Origin of the sequence: Streptomyces sp. NPDC058221 (assembly GCF_042882365.1) — a bacterium.
Taxonomy (GTDB): Bacteria; Actinomycetota; Actinomycetes; order Streptomycetales; family Streptomycetaceae; genus Streptomyces.
Map to the genome: position 1 here is coordinate 1 of NZ_JBHVWF010000033.1, position 18,504 is coordinate 18,504.

At 70.7% G+C, this 18,504-nt stretch carries 18 protein-coding genes; 11 read left to right on the forward strand and 7 right to left on the reverse strand.

Annotated elements, in window-relative coordinates:
• Positions 1-51: 51 nt before the first annotated feature.
• Positions 52-453, reverse strand: a complete 402-nt coding sequence (locus ACFVW8_RS13650; protein WP_389689375.1) for a cyclic nucleotide-binding/CBS domain-containing protein — start codon at positions 451-453, stop codon at positions 52-54.
• A 196-nt stretch (positions 454-649) separates the two neighbouring features.
• Positions 650-1,450, reverse strand: coding sequence for a histidinol-phosphatase (gene hisN / locus ACFVW8_RS13655; protein ID WP_389689377.1), 801 nt, complete (start codon positions 1,448-1,450; stop codon positions 650-652).
• A 122-nt stretch (positions 1,451-1,572) separates the two neighbouring features.
• On the opposite strand from hisN, the gene ACFVW8_RS13660 reads away from it, so the two are divergent.
• Positions 1,573-2,196 (forward strand): TetR/AcrR family transcriptional regulator, encoded by a 624-nt coding sequence (locus tag ACFVW8_RS13660; RefSeq protein ID WP_389689379.1) that lies wholly within the window; start codon positions 1,573-1,575, stop codon positions 2,194-2,196.
• Here ACFVW8_RS13660 and ACFVW8_RS13665 read toward each other — a convergent pair.
• On the reverse strand, positions 2,189-3,877 hold the full coding sequence (locus ACFVW8_RS13665) for an ABC transporter family substrate-binding protein (protein ID WP_389689381.1): 1,689 nt from the start codon (positions 3,875-3,877) through the stop codon (positions 2,189-2,191). The genes ACFVW8_RS13660 and ACFVW8_RS13665 overlap by 8 nt on opposite strands.
• 237 nt (positions 3,878-4,114) lie before the next feature.
• Here ACFVW8_RS13665 and ACFVW8_RS13670 point away from each other — a divergent pair, with 237 nt between their 5' ends.
• From ACFVW8_RS13670 to ACFVW8_RS13680, 3 genes are read left to right on the forward strand one after another with little or no spacing between them, the layout of a single operon-like run.
• Positions 4,115-5,098 carry an ABC transporter permease gene (locus tag ACFVW8_RS13670; protein WP_389689383.1) on the forward strand — a complete coding sequence of 328 codons (984 nt, stop codon included), beginning with the start codon at positions 4,115-4,117 and terminating at the stop codon, positions 5,096-5,098.
• A gap of 34 nt (positions 5,099-5,132) precedes the next feature.
• Positions 5,133-6,089, forward strand: a complete 957-nt coding sequence (locus tag ACFVW8_RS13675) for an ABC transporter permease (RefSeq protein ID WP_389689385.1) — start codon at positions 5,133-5,135, stop codon at positions 6,087-6,089.
• Positions 6,086-8,146 (forward strand): dipeptide ABC transporter ATP-binding protein, encoded by a 2,061-nt coding sequence (locus ACFVW8_RS13680; protein WP_389689387.1) that lies wholly within the window; start codon positions 6,086-6,088, stop codon positions 8,144-8,146. The genes ACFVW8_RS13675 and ACFVW8_RS13680 overlap by 4 nt, the downstream gene beginning before the upstream one ends.
• Positions 8,147-8,155: 9 nt before the next feature.
• On the opposite strand, the gene ACFVW8_RS13685 is transcribed toward ACFVW8_RS13680, so the two are convergent.
• The 4 genes from ACFVW8_RS13685 to ACFVW8_RS13700 all read right to left on the reverse strand — a co-directional run bounded on the left by ACFVW8_RS13685 (position 8,156) and on the right by ACFVW8_RS13700 (position 11,743).
• Positions 8,156-8,479, reverse strand: coding sequence for a DMT family transporter (locus tag ACFVW8_RS13685; RefSeq protein ID WP_389689389.1), 324 nt, complete (start codon positions 8,477-8,479; stop codon positions 8,156-8,158).
• 98 nt (positions 8,480-8,577) lie between these two features.
• Positions 8,578-9,594: a ribosome small subunit-dependent GTPase A gene (gene rsgA / locus ACFVW8_RS13690; protein WP_384130562.1), complete on the reverse strand. Its 1,017-nt coding sequence runs from the start codon at positions 9,592-9,594 to the stop codon at positions 8,578-8,580.
• A 3-nt stretch (positions 9,595-9,597) separates the two neighbouring features.
• On the reverse strand, positions 9,598-10,938 hold the full coding sequence (gene aroA, locus ACFVW8_RS13695; RefSeq protein ID WP_389689392.1) for a 3-phosphoshikimate 1-carboxyvinyltransferase: 1,341 nt from the start codon (positions 10,936-10,938) through the stop codon (positions 9,598-9,600).
• Positions 10,939-11,029: 91 nt separating this feature from the next.
• Positions 11,030-11,743, reverse strand: coding sequence for a M50 family metallopeptidase (locus tag ACFVW8_RS13700; RefSeq protein ID WP_389689394.1), 714 nt, complete (start codon positions 11,741-11,743; stop codon positions 11,030-11,032).
• 66 nt (positions 11,744-11,809) lie between these two features.
• On the opposite strand from ACFVW8_RS13700, the gene ACFVW8_RS13705 reads away from it, so the two are divergent.
• The 7 genes from ACFVW8_RS13705 to ACFVW8_RS13735 all read left to right on the forward strand — a co-directional run bounded on the left by ACFVW8_RS13705 (position 11,810) and on the right by ACFVW8_RS13735 (position 18,484).
• Positions 11,810-12,625: an SOS response-associated peptidase gene (locus tag ACFVW8_RS13705; RefSeq protein WP_389689396.1), complete on the forward strand. Its 816-nt coding sequence runs from the start codon at positions 11,810-11,812 to the stop codon at positions 12,623-12,625.
• A gap of 70 nt (positions 12,626-12,695) precedes the next feature.
• On the forward strand, positions 12,696-13,346 hold the full coding sequence (locus ACFVW8_RS13710; protein ID WP_389689398.1) for an alpha/beta family hydrolase: 651 nt from the start codon (positions 12,696-12,698) through the stop codon (positions 13,344-13,346).
• A 272-nt stretch (positions 13,347-13,618) separates the two neighbouring features.
• Positions 13,619-14,275, forward strand: a complete 657-nt coding sequence (locus ACFVW8_RS13715; protein WP_018105559.1) for a sigma-70 family RNA polymerase sigma factor — start codon at positions 13,619-13,621, stop codon at positions 14,273-14,275.
• Positions 14,272-14,592: a mycothiol system anti-sigma-R factor gene (gene rsrA / locus ACFVW8_RS13720; RefSeq protein ID WP_389689400.1), complete on the forward strand. Its 321-nt coding sequence runs from the start codon at positions 14,272-14,274 to the stop codon at positions 14,590-14,592. The genes ACFVW8_RS13715 and rsrA overlap by 4 nt, the downstream gene beginning before the upstream one ends.
• A 107-nt stretch (positions 14,593-14,699) precedes the next feature.
• Entirely contained in the window at positions 14,700-16,145 is a 1,446-nt protein-coding gene (locus ACFVW8_RS13725; RefSeq protein WP_389689402.1) for an HD-GYP domain-containing protein, read from the forward strand.
• Positions 16,142-17,401 (forward strand): HD-GYP domain-containing protein, encoded by a 1,260-nt coding sequence (locus tag ACFVW8_RS13730; RefSeq protein WP_389689404.1) that lies wholly within the window; start codon positions 16,142-16,144, stop codon positions 17,399-17,401. The genes ACFVW8_RS13725 and ACFVW8_RS13730 overlap by 4 nt, the downstream gene beginning before the upstream one ends.
• 90 nt (positions 17,402-17,491) lie before the next feature.
• A complete protein-coding gene (locus tag ACFVW8_RS13735) occupies positions 17,492-18,484 on the forward strand; it encodes a tetratricopeptide repeat protein (protein ID WP_389689406.1) in 993 nt (330 codons plus the stop codon).
• Positions 18,485-18,504 lie beyond the last annotated feature (20 nt).

Consider the following 18,504-nt stretch of genomic DNA (forward strand, 5'->3'; position numbering starts at 1 on the left):
GCCCGGGCGGCGGCCCCCGGGGGGGGGGGCCGGCCCCACGGCCCAGGCCCTTCAGCCGACCAGCTCCACCGGATGGCGCCGGGCCGGCGCCCAGCAGCGGATGATGTCGCGTACGGAGACGATGCCGACCGGTCCGTCGTCGTCCAGCACGATCAGATGCCGGAAGCCGCCGTGCGTCATGGCCTCGGCAGCCTCCTCCAGGGTCCAGGTGGGTGCGGCGAAGACCACGTCGGTGGTGGTGTGGGTGGAGGCGGTCTCCACGTCGGGGTTCTGCCCCGAGCCGACCGCGTTGAGGATGTCGCGCTCGGTGATGATGCCGAGCCCGCAGGTGTCCGGGTCGTGGACGACAGCTGCTCCGATGCGGCGCGCCGACATCAGCCGGGCGGCCTGGCGGAGGGTGTGGGTCGGGCCGATGGTGAGGACCACCGTGCTCATGGCGTCGCGGACGAGCATGAAGGGAGCCACCTCCTTCGTGAAGCGACTGCGTGAGTCGATTCACAAGTTCACAAGTGGGGGGACTCTCAGAGTGGCACTGTTGGAGGACGGCAACAAGGGGTGGTGAAGATCGCCCGGGGGGCGTGCGGTGGTGCGGCACACCCCGTAGGCCCGGTATGCCTGCTCAGGGCCGTACGGTCCCGGCCCGGTGCGGTCAGTAGCGCTGGTTCAGATAGCCCAGCAGTTCGTGGTGGAGAGTCCCGTTCGAAGCCGCCGCGTTCCCGCCGCCCGGTCCGCCGACCCCGTCCAGGCTGGTGAACCGGCCACCCGCCTCCTGGACGATGACCGCGTTCGCCGCCATGTCCCACAGCGAGAGCTCCGGCTCCGCGCAGATGTCGACGGATCCCTCGGCGACCATCATGTACGGCCAGAAGTCCCCGTACCCCCGGGTGCGCCAGCAGGCCTTGGTCAGGTCCATGAAGCCGTCGAGGCGGCCCTGCTCCTCCCAGCCGGTCAGCGAGGAGTACGCGAACGAGGCGTCCGCGATCCGGTCCACCTTCGAGACGTGCAGCCGGGTCGCGGAGGTCAGGGAACGGCCGGAGAACGCGCCCGCTCCCTTCGCCGCCCACCAGCGCCGGCTCAGCGCGGGCGCGGACACCACACCGACCACCGGCTGGAATCCGTCCTCACCGGCCTCCATCAGCGAGATCAGCGTCGCCCAGACCGGCACACCGCGTACGTAGTTCTTGGTGCCGTCGATCGGGTCGATCACCCAGCGCCGGGGACCGGTCCCCTCGATCCCGTACTCCTCGCCCAGGATCGCGTCGCGTGGGCGGGCCCGATGGAGGTGGCCGCGGATCAGCTCCTCGACGGCCTTGTCGGCCTCGGAGACCGGTGTCATGTCCGGCTTCGTCTCGACCTTCAGGTCCAGGGCCTTGAACCGGTCCATCGTCGTCGCGTCGGCGGCGTCGGCCAGCACGTGGGCGAGGCGCAGATCATCGTGGTAGTCGGGCATGACCGTCACAGTATCGACCGTGGGTGAACGGAGCCACAGGGGCCCCGGAGGCTGCTTGAAGCCTTGACAGCCCGGGGGAGCGCGTCAACTCTGAAACGCAGGCCCCGGCGTGGGAGGCAACGATGCCGACAGCGCGAGAAGCACTGCTGGACGCCGCACACGCGGCCCTGACCACCCGGCCCTGGCCGGCCGTGCGCATGGTCGATGTGGCGGCCGCGGCCGGAGTCTCCCGGCAGACCCTCTACAACGAGTTCGGCAGCAAGGACGGGCTGGCCCGCGCCCTGCTGCGGCGGGCCGCCGACATCTATCTGGCCGGCGCCGAACAAGCACTGGGGTCGGCCGGCGGCACGGGTGACAGGCTGGCCGCCACCGCCGCCTGGACCGTCCGGGCCACCCGGACGAACGCACTGGTCAGAGGCCTGCTCACCGGGTGCTGGGGAGAGCGATTACCCCGCCCTGCCCACCCGGCCGGGCCGCCTGGCTCGCTCGTACCGGCACAGCGCCGGGCCGATGCCGGACCGCCGACGCCCGCCGAACTGCTCGGCCAGGTCAAGGACCGTGCGGTGGCGGCCCTGGACGGCGCGGGAAGCCCGCCGCGCGACCCCGCGGCCCTGGCGGTGACCTGCGAGCTCGTTCTGCGGCTTGCCCTGTCGTACGCGCTGGTGCCCCCGCCCCCCGGGACGGCGGGGGACGGGGTGCCGCTGGTGCGGGACGTGGTGGAGCGGGCCGCGGGTGCGGCTACTTGACCCAGCCGACCTTGGTGTAGTCCGTGCCGGCCAGGCCGAACGCGCCGTAGTTGGCCAGGCCCTTGCGGACCGCGGAGATCTCCGGGCGCTGGTAGAGCTCGATGGAGTGGCCGAGCTTCCAGATCTCGGCATCGGCCTCGTTGTACAGCTTGACGGCCTCGGCGTGGTCGGTGGTCCCGGCGGCCTTCTTCAGCAGCCCGTCGATCTTCGGGGAACCGACCGAACCGAAGTTCTGGAAGAGGTTCTTCCCCTTGGGGCTGATGAAGACGGGGGTCAGCATCGTCTGGTAGACGGCATCGACGTTGCGGAAGCTGACGATGTCGAAGTTGCCGGTGTTGACGAACTTGTTGAAGTAGTCGTTCGCCGGGACGGTCTTGATGCTCACCTTGATGCCGACAGCGCCGAGCATCTGCTGCACCAGTTCGGCCTGGTCCGTCGCGGACGACGTGGACCCCGCGCTGAGTGTGTAGTCGAGCGCGAGCTGCTTGCCGTCCTTGGTGCGCGGCTTGCCCTCGCCCTGGTCCTTCCAGCCCGCCGCGTCCAGCAGCTTCTTCGCCTTCTCGGGGTCGTACTTGTCGAACTCGCTGGTGTTGTCCTGGTACCCCTGCTGGTTCGGCATGAAGAAGTGGTTGTTCAGCGGCTTCAGTTCGAAGGTGAGGTCCTTGCTGAAGCTCTCGTTGACGCCGGCGCGGTTGATCGCCGTCTGCACGGCATGGCGCACCCCGACATCCTTCAGCGGGCCGCGACCGCCGTTGAGGGTGATGTGCACCTCGTCCCAGCGCGCTCCTCGCCTGATGTCGGTGTCCGGGGCCTTGGCCAGGCGCTTGTAGTCCTCGGGAAGCAGCGCGGGTGCCTGGTCGATCTCCTTGTTGAGGTACGCCTCGGTCTTCGCCGCGGAGTCGATGACGCGGTAGACGACCGAATCCAGTTTCGGCTTGTTCCCCCACCACTTGGGGTCCGGGACGAGGGTGACGGTCTGGGCGGTCTTGTCGTACGTGCCGACCTTGAAGGAGTTTCCGGTGGCCAGGGCCTTCTGCGACCAGCCCTTGTTGAACTTCTCCGGGGTGTCGATGTACGAGGCCGGGTACAGCGGGTCGAAGAGACGCTGCCAGTCGGCGTACGGCGAGGAGAAGGTGATCTTGACGCCGTGTGCGTCGGAGCCCTGCTCGACCTTGGAGATCTGTTCGTAGCCCGAGGTGTCGACGGCTTCGAAGGCCTCGTCCGAGCCGTTCAACGCCTTCCACTGGGCCTGGAAGTCCTTCCAGCTCAGCGGCTTCCCGTCGGACCACTTGGCCTTCGGGTTGAGCTCGTACTCCACCACTTGGGGGCTGGTCGAGGTGACCTTCGCCGAGACGAGGAAGTTCGGGTTGGCGTGGATCGCACCCTTGGCGTCGGAGCCGAACAGGTCGGGAAGCACGGCCTTGATGATGTCCTGGGCGTCGCCCTGCTGGCCGTCGACCTGGTTGATGTTGTACTGCGTGATCCACTGATCGATGCCGAACCGCAGTGAGCCGCCCTGCTTCAGATCGCTCACCGGGTGGGCGTTGATGCTCTGCCCGTCGACCTTGGGCGCCGCCTGCTTCTTCGCCGCCTTCGCGTCCCCGTCGGAGGAATCGCAGCCACTCACCGCCAGGGTGGCCGACAGGGCTGCGGCGACGGCGATCAGGGTGGTTCTGCGCATCGGGTTTCATTCCTCCGGTTCGGTGCGGCCCGATCGGGGCCACAGGCTCCGCAGACCGTAGGTCGATCTGCGGGCCTGGCGGGAGGGCCGAGGGGGTGCTTTCATAGTTTCTTTGCATGTTCGCAACAATCAGCCGTCAAGCTGATCCCGCACGCCGACAACCTGCATCGATGGAGCCTGCCGCGATGGCGATCCCATCGCTCAGCTACTGAACGACCCAGCAAAGGACCAACACAAGTGGCCGCGTTCCTGGCCAAGCGACTCGCCTACTACGTAGTCCTGTTGCTGGCCGCCGTCTGTCTCTCGTACCTGCTGGCCTCGCTGGCGCTCGACCCGCGCGCGTACTACGAGGGGCGTCAACCGCCCCTGTCGCCCGTCTCCGTCGACCACCACCTCACCGCACTCGGGCTCAACGACCACGAGCCACTGCTCTCCCGCTTCACGACCTGGGTGGGGCAGTTGGCGCACGGGGACCTCGGGCAGACCATCGACGGCACCCCGGTGGGGGAGGAGTTCGGGCGACGGATCGGGGTCAGTCTCCGGCTGCTGCTCCTCGGCACCGTCCTCGGGACCGTGCTCGGCGTGCTGGCGGGCGCGTGGACGGCCATCCGTCAGTACCGGCTCTCCGACCGGCTGACCACCGTCGTCTCGTTCGTCCTCCTGTCGACTCCCGTGTTCCTGCTGGCCGTATTGCTGAAGATCGGGGCGATCTGGTTCAACCAGCGCACCGGCACCGAGGTCATCAAGTTCACCGGTGAGAAGAGCCCCGGAGTGGACTCCGGATTCTGGACCGTGCTCAAGGACCGGTCGGTGCACCTGCTGCTGCCGACCGTCTCCATCGCGCTCGGCACCATCGCGAGCTACAGCCGCTATCAGCGCTCCACCATGCTCGACGTCCTCGGATCCGACTACCTGCGCACCGCCCAGGCCAAGGGGCTCACCCGCAACGCCGCCCTGTTCAAGCACGGGCTGCGCACCGCGCTCATCCCCATGTCGACGTATTTCAGCTACGGGTTCCTGGCCCTGTTCACCGGCGCCACCTTCACCGAGACGATCTTCGGCTGGCACGGGATGGGCGAGTGGTTCGTCTCCTCCATCGGCAAGAACGACGTCAACTCCGTCGTCGCCGTCAATGTCTTCGCCGCCGTGATGGTCCTGCTGTCCGGCTTCCTCGCGGATGTTCTGCATGCCGCGCTCGACCCGCGCATCCGGAACGCCTGAACACCCGAGCACCGTCCCGAGGAGTACGACTGTCATGACCGCTGTCATAGAGACCGCCGCGGACGCCGCGGCCGGGGGAGCCGAGCCGCTGCGCCCGGCCGGACGGGCCGGCGTGGTGCTGCGCCGTTTCGTACACAACCGCGGGGCGCTCGCCGGAGGGGCCGTCCTGCTGCTGCTCTTCCTGCTCGCCTTCGCCGGACCGCTGATCAGCCACTGGGACTACAGCCACATCGACTACACCGCGCTGCGCGAAGGGCCGGGCGGCCGGCACTGGTGGGGGACCAACCGGATCGGCCAGGACGTCTTCGCCCAGACGGTCCGTGGACTGCAGAAGTCACTGCTGATCGGCCTGCTGGTGGCGTTGTTCTCGACCGTGCTGGCCTCCCTGGTCGGTGCCTGCGCGGGCTACTTCGGCGGCTGGACGGACCGGGTGCTGATGTTCGGCGTCGACCTGCTGCTGGTCTTCCCGGCCTTCCTGATCATCGCGATCATCTCGCCCCGGCTGCGCGGCGGCGGCTGGCTCGCCTTCGTCGGGCTGCTCGCGGTCTTCGGCTGGATGATCACCGCACGGGTGGTGCGCTCGATGACGCTCTCCCTCAAGGAGCGCGAATTCGTGCAGGCCGCCCGGTACATGGGCGTCGGCCCCTTCCGCATCATCTGGCGACACGTCCTGCCGAACGTCGCCTCCTTCCTCATCATCGACGCGACCATCGCGGTGGGCGGCGCAGTGATGAGCGAGACGGCACTCTCCTACTTCGGCTTCGGCGTGCAGTCGCCCGATGTGTCGCTCGGCACGCTGATCGCCTCCACGACCGGCGGCGCGGTGACGTATCCGTGGATGTTCTTCTTCCCCGCCGGGCTGCTCATCGTCTTCGTCCTCGCCGTGAATCTGGCCGGCGACGGACTGCGCGACGCGCTCGACCCGACGAGCGGACACGGCCGCGGTGCCACCCCCCACGCGAAGAAGAGCAAAGAGGAGAAGAGCCGATGAGCACGACCGACGTACTGGAAGTGGCGGACCTCGCCGTCGACTTCGGCGGTGTGGCGGCCGTGCGCGGGGTCGGCTTCACTCTGCGCCGGGGCGAAGTACTCGGTCTGGTGGGCGAGTCGGGGTCGGGGAAGTCGGCCACCGCGCTCGCGGTGATGGGGCTGCTGCCGTCCGGCGCGCGGGTAGGGGGATCCGTGCGCCTCGCGGGCAGTGGCACGGAGGGCGGAACGACCGAGCTCGTCGGCGCCGACGACCGCGTGCTGTCGTCCGTACGTGGCAGCCGCATCGGCATGGTCTTCCAGGACCCGCTCTCCGCCTTCACCCCGGTGTACCGGATCGGCGACCAGATCGCCGAGGCCATCCGCACCCACCGCAAGGTCTCACGCGAGCGCGCCCGTGCCGACGCCGTGGAACTGCTGGACCTCGTCGGCATACCCGAACCCCGGATCCGGGCGCAGGCCTTCCCCCACGAGTTCTCCGGCGGCATGCGGCAGCGCGCCATGATCGCCATGGCCATCGCGAACGACCCGGACGTGATCGTCGCGGACGAGCCGACGACCGCCCTCGACGTCACCGTCCAGGCCCAGGTCCTGGACGTCCTGCGCACCGCCCAGCACGAGACCGGCGCCGCGCTGCTGCTGGTGAGCCATGACCTCGGGGTGATCGCCGGGGTCGCCGACCGGGTCGCGGTGATGTACGCCGGCCGCATCGTGGAGACCGCACCGGCGGCGGAGCTCTTCCGGCGCCCCAGGATGCCGTACACCCTCGGGCTGATCGGCGCGGTGCCGCGGATCGACGGCCCGTCCCAGGTACTCGTCCCGATCCCGGGCTCCCCGCCGGCAGCGGGCCGGCTGCCGCAGGGCTGTGCCTTCACTCCTCGCTGCCCACTGGCCGAGGACCGCTGTGCGGCTTCGGAACCGCCGCTGGCCGGGCCCGACGCGAGTGATGCCGACGGGCACCTCGCCGCCTGCATACGCGCCGACGAGATCGCGGGCCGCGCTCTCTCCCCGGCCGAGGTCTTCCCCGTGCCCGCGATCCCGGCCCGTGCCCAGCCACCCGGCGACCCGGTCCTGCGCGTCACCGGGCTCACCAAGACCTTCCCTCTGCTCAAGGGCACCGCGTTCAAGAGGCGCGTCGGCAGCATCCACGCGGTCGACGGCGTCGACCTCGACATCCGGTCCGGTGAGACGCTCGCCCTGGTCGGCGAATCCGGGTCGGGGAAGTCCACCACCCTGTTCGAACTGCTGAACCTCGCCCGGCCCGAAGGAGGCGAGATCGAGCTGTTCGGGCGCTCGCTCGACGGACTCTCCAAGCGCGACCGCAAAGCAATGCGCGGTCGCGTCCAGATCGTCTTCCAGGACCCGATGGCCAGCCTCGACCCGCGGATGCCGGTCGGCGACATCGTCGCCGAACCGCTGCGCGCCCAGGGCGCCGACCGGGGCACCGTGGCGCGGCGGATCCCCGGACTGCTGACGCAGGTGGGCCTCGAACCGGAGCACGCGGAACGGTTCCCGCACGAGTTCTCGGGCGGACAGCGCCAGCGCATCGGTATCGCCCGCGCGCTCTCCGTCGAACCCGAGCTGCTGGTGCTGGACGAGCCGGTGTCCGCGCTCGACGTGTCCGTGCAGGCCGGTGTGCTCAACCTGCTCCAGCGGCTCAAGGCCGAGCTGGGGCTCGCCTATCTCTTCGTCTCGCACGATCTGTCGGTGGTGCGGCACATCGCGGACCGGGTGAGCGTCGTCTACCTCGGCCGCACGGTCGAATCGGGCACCGCCGAGGAGGTCTTCGAGCACCCGGAACACCCGTACACCCGGGCGCTGCTGTCGGCCGTGCCGTTGCCCGACCCGGAGCGTGAGCGGCGGCGGGCCAGGATCCTGCTGGTGGGCGACCCGCCGAGTCCGACCCTGCGGCACGAGGGCTGCCGCTTCCGCTCGCGCTGCCCCGTCTACGCGGAGCTGGACGGACAGGAGCGCGGCCGATGCGAGAGCGAGGTGCCGGTCACGGACCGTACCGGCCACACGGCCGCGTGCCACTTCCCCCGGAGGGCCGTGCCGGCCTGAGCCCCGGCGTCAGTGCGAGGAACCCGAGAGCTGGAGCCCGATCACTCCGATGATCACCAGCGAGATCGAGACCAGCTTCAGCGTGGAGACCATGTCGTCGAGGAAGACCATGCCGTAGATGGTGGTACCCGCGGCGCCGATGCCCGTCCACACCGCGTAGGCGGGCCCCACGTCCAGCTTCTTCAGCGACATGGTCAGCAGACCGAAGCTGCCGAGCGCGAAGATGCAGAACGCGATGGTCGGCCAGAGCCGGGTGAAGCCGTGCGAGAGCTTGAGGCAGACCGCGAAGCCGGTCTCCAGAAGTCCCGCGACCACCACCAGCAGCCACGCCATCGTCAGTGTCCCTCCCGCATCGGTGACCGCCTCGTACCGCTGGGCGTGATTCGTGATTATGCACTTACCGGTGGCGAGTGATCGCAAACGTGCCCGGATCAGTCGCCTTCGCGTCGCTCCCGGGTGGACAGCAGCCGGCGCAGCGAGTCCAGCCGGGCCGGATCGGCGTGTCCCTCGGCCACCCAGGCGTCCAGCGCGCATTCCGGTTGCAGGCTGTCGTGGGTGCAGCCGCGTGGGCAGTTCTCGGTGCCGGGCTGGAGATCGGGGAAGGCGTTGATGACCCGGGACGGGTCGATGTGGTGCAGCCCGAACGAGCGGACGCCCGGGGTGTCGATCACCCAGCCCCGGTAGTCCGGCAGCGGGAGCGCCAGCGCCGACGTGGTGGTGTGGCGGCCCCGGCCGGTGACCGCGTTGACGACTCCGGTCGTACGCCGCCTGTCCTTCGGTACCAGGGCGTTGACCAGCGTGGTCTTTCCGACGCCGGAGTGCCCGACGAAGGCGGTCACCCGGTCGTTCAGCTGCTCGCGGACCCGCTCCGCCGCGTCGCCGTTCTCCAGTTCCTCGCGGTTGGTGACGATGAACGGCACGCCCAGCGGGGTGTAGGCCTCCAGCAGTTTGTCCGGGGAGGCCAGATCGGACTTGGTCAGCACCAGGAGCGGCGAGAGCCCGCCGTCGTAAGCGGCGACCAGACAGCGGTCGATCATGCGCGGACGGGGTTCCGGATCGGCCAGCGCGGTGACGATCGCCAGCTGGTCGGCGTTGGCCACCACCACCCGCTCGAACGGGTCGTCGTCGTCAGCCGTCCGGCGCAGCACCGAGCGGCGTTCGCCGATGCGGACGATCCGGGCCAGGGTGTCCTTGTCGCCGGAGAGATCGCCGACGATGGAGACGGTGTCGCCCACCACGGCGGCCTTGCGGCCCAGCTCGCGGGCCTTCATCGCGATGACCGTGCGGCCCTCGACGAGACAGGTGAGGCGGCCGCGGTCCACGGTGAGGACCATGCCGTCCTCGGCGTCCTCGTGCTTGGGGCGGGTGTGCGTACGGGGCCGGTTGCCCTTGCGGTTGGGGCGGACCCGGATGTCGTCCTCGTCGGGGTTCTTGCCGTAGCGGCGCATGTCTCAGGCCCCGAGCATTCGGGTCCACATCTGCGGGAAGTCCGGCAGGGTCTTGGCGGTCGTCGCCACGTTCTCGATCTCCACTCCGGGTACTGCGAGGCCGATGATCGACCCCGCGGTCGCCATCCGGTGGTCGTCGTACGTATGGAAGGTACCGCCGTGCAGCGGCCGCGGCCGGATATGGAGGCCGTCCGCGGTCTCGGTGACCTCGCCGCCCAGCTCGTTGATCTCCTTGGTGAGCGCGGCCAGCCGGTCCGTCTCGTGCAGCCGCAGATGGGCCACGCCGCTCAGGGTGGAGGGGGAGTCGGCCAGGGCCGCGACCGCCGCGATGCCGGGGGTCAGCTCACCGACCTCGCCGAGGTCGACGTCGATGCCGTGGATCCGGCCCGAGCCGGTGAAGGTGAGACCGTGCTCGGTCAGCTCGCAGCTGCCGCCCATCGCGGTGAAGATGTCGCGCAGCGCGTCACCGGGCTGGGTGGTGCGCAGCGGCCAGTCCGGCACGGTGACCCGGCCGCCGGTGACCAGCGCCGCGGCCAGGAACGGCTGGGCGTTGGAGAGGTCGGGCTCGATGGTCAGATCGCGGCCGAGCAGCGCCGAGTGCGAGACCCGCCAGACGTTCGGTTCGCCACCGGTCTCCGGCTCGTCGACCTGGGCGCCGACGGCCCGCAGCATGTCGACCGTCATCCGGATGTGCGGCATGGACGGGAGCCGGGAGCCGGTGTGACGCACCTCCACGCCCTGGTTGAAGCGCGGCGCGGACAGCAGCAGTGCCGAGACGAACTGGGAGGAGGAGGACGCGTCGATCGCGACGGGCCCGCCGTCCAGTGCGCCGCCGCCGTGCACGGTCAGCGGCAGCGAGCCGCGGCCGTCGTCGTCGATCCTGGCGCCGAGCACCCGCAGGGCGTCGATCACCCCGTTCAGCGGGCGCTCGTAGGACCGGGGGTCGCCGTCGAAGCGGACGGGGCCGTCCGCGAGGGCCGCCACCGGGGGCAGGAAGCGCATGACCGTGCCGGCGTTGCCGACGTCGATGGTGACCGGGCCGTGCAGACCGGCGGGGATGACCCGCCAGGCCTCGCCGGAGCCGTCCGGGCCGCCCGCGACGGAGGAGCTGGAGGAGACCGTCTCCTCGATGCCGACACCCATCGCCCGCAGCGCGTCGGCCATCAGCAGGGTGTCGCGGGAGCGCAGCGGGCGGCGCAGCCAGCCGGGCTCCGAGGAGAGCGCGGCCAGCACCAGCGCACGGTTGGTGACCGATTTCGATCCGGGCACGGTGACGGTCGCGTCGACGGCTCCGCTCGCGTGAGGGGCGGGCCAGAGGGCGGGGTGCACGGAGCTTTCGGTCATGGGGCTCACTTTAGTGGCTCTCGGCCACCCAGGATTTTGGCCAAATGCCATGAAACCGGGGCGTAACGCAGGAGTGGTAAAGGAAGCCGGATCACAGATCCAGCAGCCAGCGCCCGCCGCCGATCAGCGAACAGAGCGACACGGCGTGGAACAGGAACAGCCACAGGGCCGCCGGTACGTCCGTCAGCCGCGACAGCTGGTCCGCGTCCGAGTCGGGCGCACCGCCGTGCCGCCGCTTGGACTGCAGCTCGAACGCCGGACGCACGCCGCCCAGCAGCAGGAACCAGACCGCGCTGTACGCGAACAGCGACTGCCAGTCGGGTGAGGCCAGCCACGACATCAGCAGGAAGAGCGAACCGGTGAGGATCACCGTCAGCGCCCCGTACACATTGCGGATCATCACCAGCATCACCGCGAGCAGCGCCGTGGCCAGCCACAGCAGCAGCGTGATCCGGCCGTTGACCAGCAGCCACGCACCGCCCAGCCCGAGCAGCGGCGGCGCGGTGTAGCCCGCGGCCGCCGTGAGGACCATGCCGATCCCGGTCGGCTTGCCCCGGCTCACCGTCAGTCCGCTGGTGTCCGAGTGCAGCCGGATGCCCGAGAGCTGCCGCCCGGTCAGCAGAGCGACCAGTCCGTGACCGCCCTCGTGGGCGATGGTGATCGCGTTGCGGGTCAGCCGCCATATGAAGTTGGGCACGACGGCGATGAGCGCGGCCGTGGCGGTCACCACCACCAGCCACTGCTCCGGGGCGGGCTGGGTGCCGAAGACGCGGTCCCACAGATTGCCGAGATCGGTGCTGTCCATGGCTGGGGGCGGCTCCTTGCGGTATTGACGTCCGGCCGGGATGGCGGTCGTGGCAGTCTGGCACTTATGTGCGGACGGTATGCAGCGAGTCGGCGGCCCGAGGATCTGACCGGACTCTTCCAGGTGGAGAAGTGGGAGCCGGCCGAGACACTGGAGCCGGATTACAACGTGGCGCCGACCAAGGAGGTCTACGCCGTACTGGAGCGTCCGGTGAAAGACGCGGATGAACAGCGTCCGGTTCGCCAGCTGCGGGCACTGAAATGGGGGCTCGTCCCCTCCTGGGCCAAGACTCCGGAGGGCGGCGCCCGGTTGATCAACGCCCGCGCCGAGACGGTGCACGAGAAGCCCTCGTTCCGCCGCCCCTTCGTGTCGAGGCGCTGCATCCTGCCGGCCGACGGCTATTACGAGTGGGTGACCGGCGGCGAGGAACGGCAGCTGGAGGAGAAGGGCCGCAGGAAGCGGCCCCGCAAACAGCCGTACTTCGTCACCCCCGCCGACGGATCTGTCTTCGCCATGGCCGGTCTCTACGAGTTCTGGCGCGACCGGACGCTGCCCGACGACCATCCGCAGGCCTGGTGGGTGACCTGCTCGGTGATCACGACCGAGGCGGAGACGAGCCCGCTCGCCGTCGCCCCCGCCGACGGACCGGCCGCGCTCGCCGACATCCACCCCCGGATGCCGCTGATGCTCACCCCGGACCGCTGGGACGACTGGCTGGACCCCTCGCGCACCGGCATCGAGGAGCTGCGCGGGCTGCTCACGCCGCCGCCCGGCGGGCTGATGCGCGCCTACCCGGTGGCGACCGCCGTCAGCAACGTCCGCAACAACGGCCCGGAGCTGAAGGACGAGCTGGCCGCCCCCGAGGTCGGCACGCTCTTCTGAGGGAGCCGCCGGGCCTTCCGGGAGGCGCGGCGAACCCGGAAGGCCCGCCACGGGTTGGTTGGATGGGGGTGTGAAAGCCAACGGGACAGACCCCCGCACCGAAACGGTCGAGACCGAGGCCGGGACCGCCCGGATCAGCTGGCTGCCCGCCGCCGAACCCCGCCTCCTGCTCGCGCTCAGCCATGGCGCGGGCGGCGGCATCGAGGCCCGGGACCTGCGGGCGCTCGCCGCCGCACTCCCCGCGCAGGGGGTGAGCGTCGCCCTGGTGGAGCAACCCTGGCGGGTCGCCGGGAAGAAGCTCGCGCCCGCCCCGAAGACCCTGGACACCGGCTGGCGGGGCCTGTGGCCGGCGCTGGCCGGGACCGGGCTCCCGGTCGTCTCCGGCGGACGCAGCGCCGGCGCCCGGGTCGCCTGCCGCACGGCGTCCGCACTCGGCGCCCGAGCTGTCCTGGCGCTCAGCTTCCCGCTGCACCCTCCGGGCCGGCCGGAGAAGTCCCGCGAGGACGAGCTCCTGGCCGCCGGCGTACCCGTCCTCGTCGTCCAGGGCGGCAACGACCCGTTCGGCAGGCCCGCCGAATTCCCTCCGGGGGAGTACCGGATGGCCGAGGTGCCGCACGCGGACCACGGCTTCGCCGTACCGAAGAAATCGGGGCCGACCGAGGGAGAGGCGATGGAGATCCTCACCACCGCCGTGACCGAATGGCTGGCCGGAATCGTGTGACGCACGCCCGGGAATGTTGGGCGCGGGGCCACTGTTGTTCGGGACGTCGGTACACCAACGTCGTATGTGGAGAGGAAGTCCGTCGCATGGGTTCGACCATCTGCCCGCGTCGCTCGAACGCCGCTGACCTGGAGTGGACTGTGCTGCATGCGGCCAAGACCACCCCCGAGCGGGCACTGAGCGGATCGGATCGACAGCCCGCGTCGGACCAAGGTCGACTATTCTCCGATTCGAGCGGGTCCGGTTTCGGCTCCGCCACAGCGTTGGAGGAGGTGGGTCCGGTCACTGGGACCGACACAGGGACCGACGACGGCCGCCCGCAGGAGACGACCGCCGAGCGCAACGCGCGTTTCGAGCGCGATGCCCTCGGTTTCCTCGACCAGATGTACTCGGCCGCGCTGCGCATGACGCGCAACCCCGCGGATGCCGAGGACCTGGTCCAGGAGACGTACGCCAAGGCGTACGGCTCCTTCCATCAGTTCCGTGAGGGCACCAACCTCAAGGCGTGGATGTACCGCATCCTCACCAACACATTCATCAACTCGTACCGCAAGAAGCAGCGCGAACCCCAGCGCAGTGCCGCCGAGGAGATCGAGGACTGGCAGCTGGCGCGTGCCGAGTCGCACATGTCGACCGGTCTGCGGTCCGCCGAGTCCCAGGCTCTCGACCATCTGCCCGACTCCGATGTGAAGTCTGCGCTGCAGGCGATCCCCGAAGAGTTCCGCATCGCGGTTTATCTTGCCGATGTAGAGGGCTTTGCCTACAAGGAGATCGCGGACATCATGGGGACTCCCATCGGTACGGTGATGTCCCGGCTGCACCGGGGCCGCCGTCAACTGCGCGGCATGCTGGAGGACTACGCCCGTGACCGCGGGCTCGTCCCGGCGGGCGCCGGTGAGTCGGACGATCGGAAAGGCTCGGGCTCATGAGCTGCGGAGAGCCGCACGAGACGGATTGCTCGGAGGTCCTTGACCACCTCTACGAGTTCCTCGACCGGGAGATGCCCGACAGCGACTGCACCAAGTTCGAGACGCACTTCGGCGAGTGCTCCCCGTGCCTGGAGAAGTACGGTCTCGAGCAGGCCGTGAAGAAGCTGGTCAAGCGCTGCTGCGGGCAGGACGACGTACCGGCCGACCTGCGGTCCAAGGTGATGGGGCGGATCGACCTGATCCGCTCCGGCCAGGCGGTGCCGGAGCAGGACGTGACGGTATCCGACACCGGACAGCCGGCCACCGCCAAGGAATGACGCATCACCCGAACGTGCTAATCGTGGCCGTCGGCACTCAGTCGGTACGCCCAACTCGCTAGCCTGGCGCCTCTATTGGCGATGCTGGGGGGGGGCGGGCGGAACGGTTGAGAGCCACACGCGGGGCGGCGAGGCTCCACATCCTCGCCGTCGCGCTCTGCGCCACCCTCTGTGCGCTGCCCGCGCTGCGCCCCGGTGCGGGCACTCCGTGGACTACCCTCGGGCTGCTCACCGGCCTCTACCTGGCCTGCGAACTTCCCGGCCGCTACCCCCTCTTCGGCAGCTCGGTGCCGGTCAGTGCCGGATCGTTCTTTCCGCTGCTGCTCGCTGCCGCCTTTCTGCTGCCGCCCGCCGCTGCGGCGCTGGTCGCGATACCCGGCTCGCTCGTCGGCCGGGTGGAGAACCACCCCGTCGCCGCCCGCCGTCTCTGGCGGGCGGCGCAGCTCGCGCTCACCGTCTGGGCGGCGTCCCGTGTGCATGCGCTGCTCGGCGGTCCGGCCGCGCTCGGCGGCTCAGGAGCCGGGCGGCTGCCCGACCTCCCGTACGCGCTGCTGCCCGCCTGCGCGGCCGCACTGGCCTTCAGCCTCGTGCTGACCGTGCTGGACGGCTCGATCCTGGCCGCGGCCGAACAACTGCCGCTGCGGCGGGCCTGGAGCGGGCTGCTGCCGCGCGCGCTCGGCCCGCACCTCGTGCACGGTCTCGCCGGACTGATGATGGCGGTCCTGTGGACCAGCTCGTACGGGCCGCTGGCCGCGCTCTTCGTCCTGCTGCCGATGTACATCTCGTGCTGGGTCTTCGCCCAGTACCACCGCGAGCACGCCGCGCACCGCGCCACCATCAGGGCCCTGGTGCAGGCCGTCGACATCAAGGACACCTACACCCGGGGCCACAGCGAGCGGGTGGGGCGGGCCTCCGTACTGATCGCCCATGAGCTGGGCATGACGCAGGACCGGGTCGAGGTGCTCCGCTTCGCCGGCATCCTGCACGACGTCGGCAAGCTCGGCGTACCGACCCGGGTGCTGCGCAAGGACGGGCCGCTGACGCCGGAGGAACGCCGGGTGATCGAGCTGCACCCGGAGTACGGGCACGAGATCGTCCGCGGCATCGGCTTCCTCGGTGAGGCGCGGGCGGCGATCCTGCACCACCACGAACGGCTCGACGGCAGTGGGTACCCGTACGGGCTCCACGGCCGGGAGATCCCCGAGTTCGCCCGCGTGGTCGCCGTCGCGGACGCCTTCGACGCGATGACCTCGACCCGGTCCTACCGGCCGGGGCGGCCGGTGCCGGTCGCCGTGGAGGAGCTCAAACGGTGTGCCGGGACCCAGTTCGATCCGCAGATGGTGCGGGCGCTGGCGCGGGGGGTCGAGCGGCACGGGTGGGCGGGGGCGGGGTCCGCCGTGACGGCGGACGAGGTGCCGCACCAGAATCAAGCCCGTCCGGCGATTGAGGACCAAACGGCAGCCGGTCCGCCCCGGCACCCTCGCGGCGGGCTCGATGTGGGTGCGGCCCGGCCGTCCGGACGGTCCGCTCCGCCGTCCCGGCTGCCGGAGTGACAGCGCAGTGGGTGCGGCTGACACCCGCCACCCTGGCCGTTCGCGGCGCAGCCCTCGCGCTCACCGCCGCCGCGCTCGGGCACACCCTCTGGCACGGGGTCGACGGCCCCGGCCACGCTCTCGCCTTCGGGGTACTCATCACCATCGGTGAGCTGGCCCGCTGGGGCGCTCTGCCGGGGGAACGGGAGCCCGCTCCGCTCGGTGCCGCCGGGGCGCTCGCGTACGCCCTGCTCGGGCGCAGTGGCGGGGAGCCCACCGGGCAGGGCGTCCTCCAGGTGGTCGCCGTGCTCGTCGCGGCCCAGCTCGTGGCCTGCGTGCCCCATGTGGCGCGCGGCAGCGGACCAGGCCCGGACCAGGTGGCCCGCCGCATCCTGACCGTCGCCTTCGCGGCCGTGTGCTTCCAGCCGCTCTACCACTCCGGCCGGTCCGAGAGCTGGTTCGGCGACGGGCCGTACTACGCGGCCTTCCTGCTCGTGCTGCTCGGGCTCACCGCCCTGTGCGACGCCGTGCTCGGCGCCCTGCTGGTGCGGGCCCGCACCCCCGTGCCGTACGGCCCGCTGCTCCGCGACGAGCTGCGGGCCCTGATGGGCATCGGATCGGCGGTCTGCGCGACCGGCGCGGTCATGGCGCTCGGTGTCGCCGCCGCCGGGCTGTGGGCGCTGCCCGTCCTGTGCGTACCGCTGCTGCTCACGCAGGTGTCGTTCCGCCGCTACGTCACCGTGCGCACCACCTACCGGCAGACCATCGCCTCGCTCGCCCGGTCCACCGAGATCGCCGGATACACCCCGCACGGCCATGCCCGCAGGGTGGCGGCGCTCTGCACGGCCGTCGGACGTGAGCTGGGGCTCTCCGGGCCCGAGCTCACGGTCCTGGAGTACGCGGCCCTGATGCACGACATCGGCCAGCTCTCGCTCGTCGACCCGGTCCCGGAAGGGGCCACCGCCACCCTTCCCGCCGCCGAGCAGCGCCGGATCGCCTTGCTCGGCGGGGCCGTGGTCCGCCAGACCGGGGTCGACGCGAAGGTCGCGGTCGTGGTGGAGCAGCAGGCGGACCCCTACCGCGAGCAGCCGCTGTCCGCGAGGATCGTCAGAGCGGTCAACGCATACGACGACCTGTGCGGGGAAAGTATCGGCGGGCCGCTCGGTGCGCTGGAACAGCTCAGGCTCGGGACCGGCCACGACTACCAGCCCCAGGTCGTGGAATCCCTTGTCAGGGTTCTGGCCAGGGGCGGTCTGACCCCTGTCCTGCCTGGGTAACCCATGGGTAATGAGCGGGCGTCCGGCCGGGCATGGTTGGATGCGAAGAGAGCGTAGAACGAGGGTGTCCAGTCGGGACAGGCGGGAATCGTGAGGATCTTCGGGAAGGTACGGCATCGGCCCTCCGCCTCTTGGCGGCAGGCCACGGACCGCGCGTTCACGCTGATCGGCGACGGCCGGTACGAGGACGCGGGCGCGCTGCTGACCCGTGCGGCGGACCTTGAGCCCTGGCTCTCCGAGTCGTGGTTCAACCTGGCGCTGCTGCACAAGTTCCGGCACGACTGGGAGCAGGCGCGGGCCGCGGGTCTGCGGGCGGTCGCGCTGCTCGACAAGGAGTCCGGCGCCCCCGACTGGTGGAACGTCGGGATCGCCGCCACCGCGCTGCAGGACTGGCCGCTGGCGCGCCGGGCCTGGCAGGCGTACGGCCTGAAGGTGCCAGGCGGCCCGCAGCAGACCCCGGCCGCCGGCAGTGAGCCGGTCGGCATGGAGCTGGGCAGCGCGGCCGTGCGGCTGTCGCCCGAGGGCGAGGCCGAGGTCGTGTGGGGCCGCAGGCTGGACCCGGCCCGGATCGAAGTGCTGTCGATCCCGCTGCCCTCCTCCGGGCGGCGCTGGGGCGAGGTCGTGCTGCACGACGGGGTGCCGAACGGCGAGCGGATCACCGCGGCCGGGCCCTCGTACCCCGTGTTCGACGAGATCGAGCTGTGGGCGCCGTCCCCCGTGCCGACCTGGGTGGTGCTCCTCGAAGCCGCAACGGAGGCGGACCGGGACGCCCTGGAGCAGCTGGCATCCGACGCGGGCTTCGCCGCCGAGGACTGGTCCTCGTCCGTCCGGCTGCTCTGCCGGGCCTGCTCGGAGAGCCGGATGGAGAGTGACGAGGGCGACGGCGAGCACCTCGACCCGCACGACCACAGCGAGCCGGGCCACCCGGGCCCACTGGGGCACCGCACCGCCGGTGAGCTGTGGGTGCCGGAGCGTGAGTGCGGTCTGGCGGCGCCGGCCGGTCTGGTGCGCGGGCTGCTCGACGGCTGGGTGGCGGACAGCCCCGACAGCCGTGAGTGGCGGGATCTCGAAGAAGTCTGCTGACCGGTGCCCGTAGGCTGTAC

What these genes read in the sequence shown, in the direction of transcription:
- ACFVW8_RS13650 (WP_389689375.1), bottom strand. Translation starts at nt 453, where the DNA reads ATGCTCGTCCGCGACGCCATGAGCACGGTGGTCCTCACCATCGGCCCG.
- hisN (WP_389689377.1), bottom strand. Translation starts at nt 1,450, where the DNA reads ATGCCCGACTACCACGATGATCTGCGCCTCGCCCACGTGCTGGCCGAC.
- ACFVW8_RS13660 (WP_389689379.1), top strand. Translation starts at nt 1,573, where the DNA reads ATGCCGACAGCGCGAGAAGCACTGCTGGACGCCGCACACGCGGCCCTG.
- ACFVW8_RS13665 (WP_389689381.1), bottom strand. Translation starts at nt 3,877, where the DNA reads ATGCGCAGAACCACCCTGATCGCCGTCGCCGCAGCCCTGTCGGCCACC.
- ACFVW8_RS13675 (WP_389689385.1), top strand. Translation starts at nt 5,133, where the DNA reads ATGACCGCTGTCATAGAGACCGCCGCGGACGCCGCGGCCGGGGGAGCC.
- ACFVW8_RS13680 (WP_389689387.1), top strand. Translation starts at nt 6,086, where the DNA reads ATGAGCACGACCGACGTACTGGAAGTGGCGGACCTCGCCGTCGACTTC.
- ACFVW8_RS13685 (WP_389689389.1), bottom strand. Translation starts at nt 8,479, where the DNA reads ATGGCGTGGCTGCTGGTGGTGGTCGCGGGACTTCTGGAGACCGGCTTC.
- rsgA (WP_384130562.1), bottom strand. Translation starts at nt 9,594, where the DNA reads ATGCGCCGCTACGGCAAGAACCCCGACGAGGACGACATCCGGGTCCGC.
- aroA (WP_389689392.1), bottom strand. Translation starts at nt 10,938, where the DNA reads ATGACCGAAAGCTCCGTGCACCCCGCCCTCTGGCCCGCCCCTCACGCG.
- ACFVW8_RS13700 (WP_389689394.1), bottom strand. Translation starts at nt 11,743, where the DNA reads ATGGACAGCACCGATCTCGGCAATCTGTGGGACCGCGTCTTCGGCACC.
- ACFVW8_RS13705 (WP_389689396.1), top strand. Translation starts at nt 11,810, where the DNA reads ATGTGCGGACGGTATGCAGCGAGTCGGCGGCCCGAGGATCTGACCGGA.
- rsrA (WP_389689400.1), top strand. Translation starts at nt 14,272, where the DNA reads ATGAGCTGCGGAGAGCCGCACGAGACGGATTGCTCGGAGGTCCTTGAC.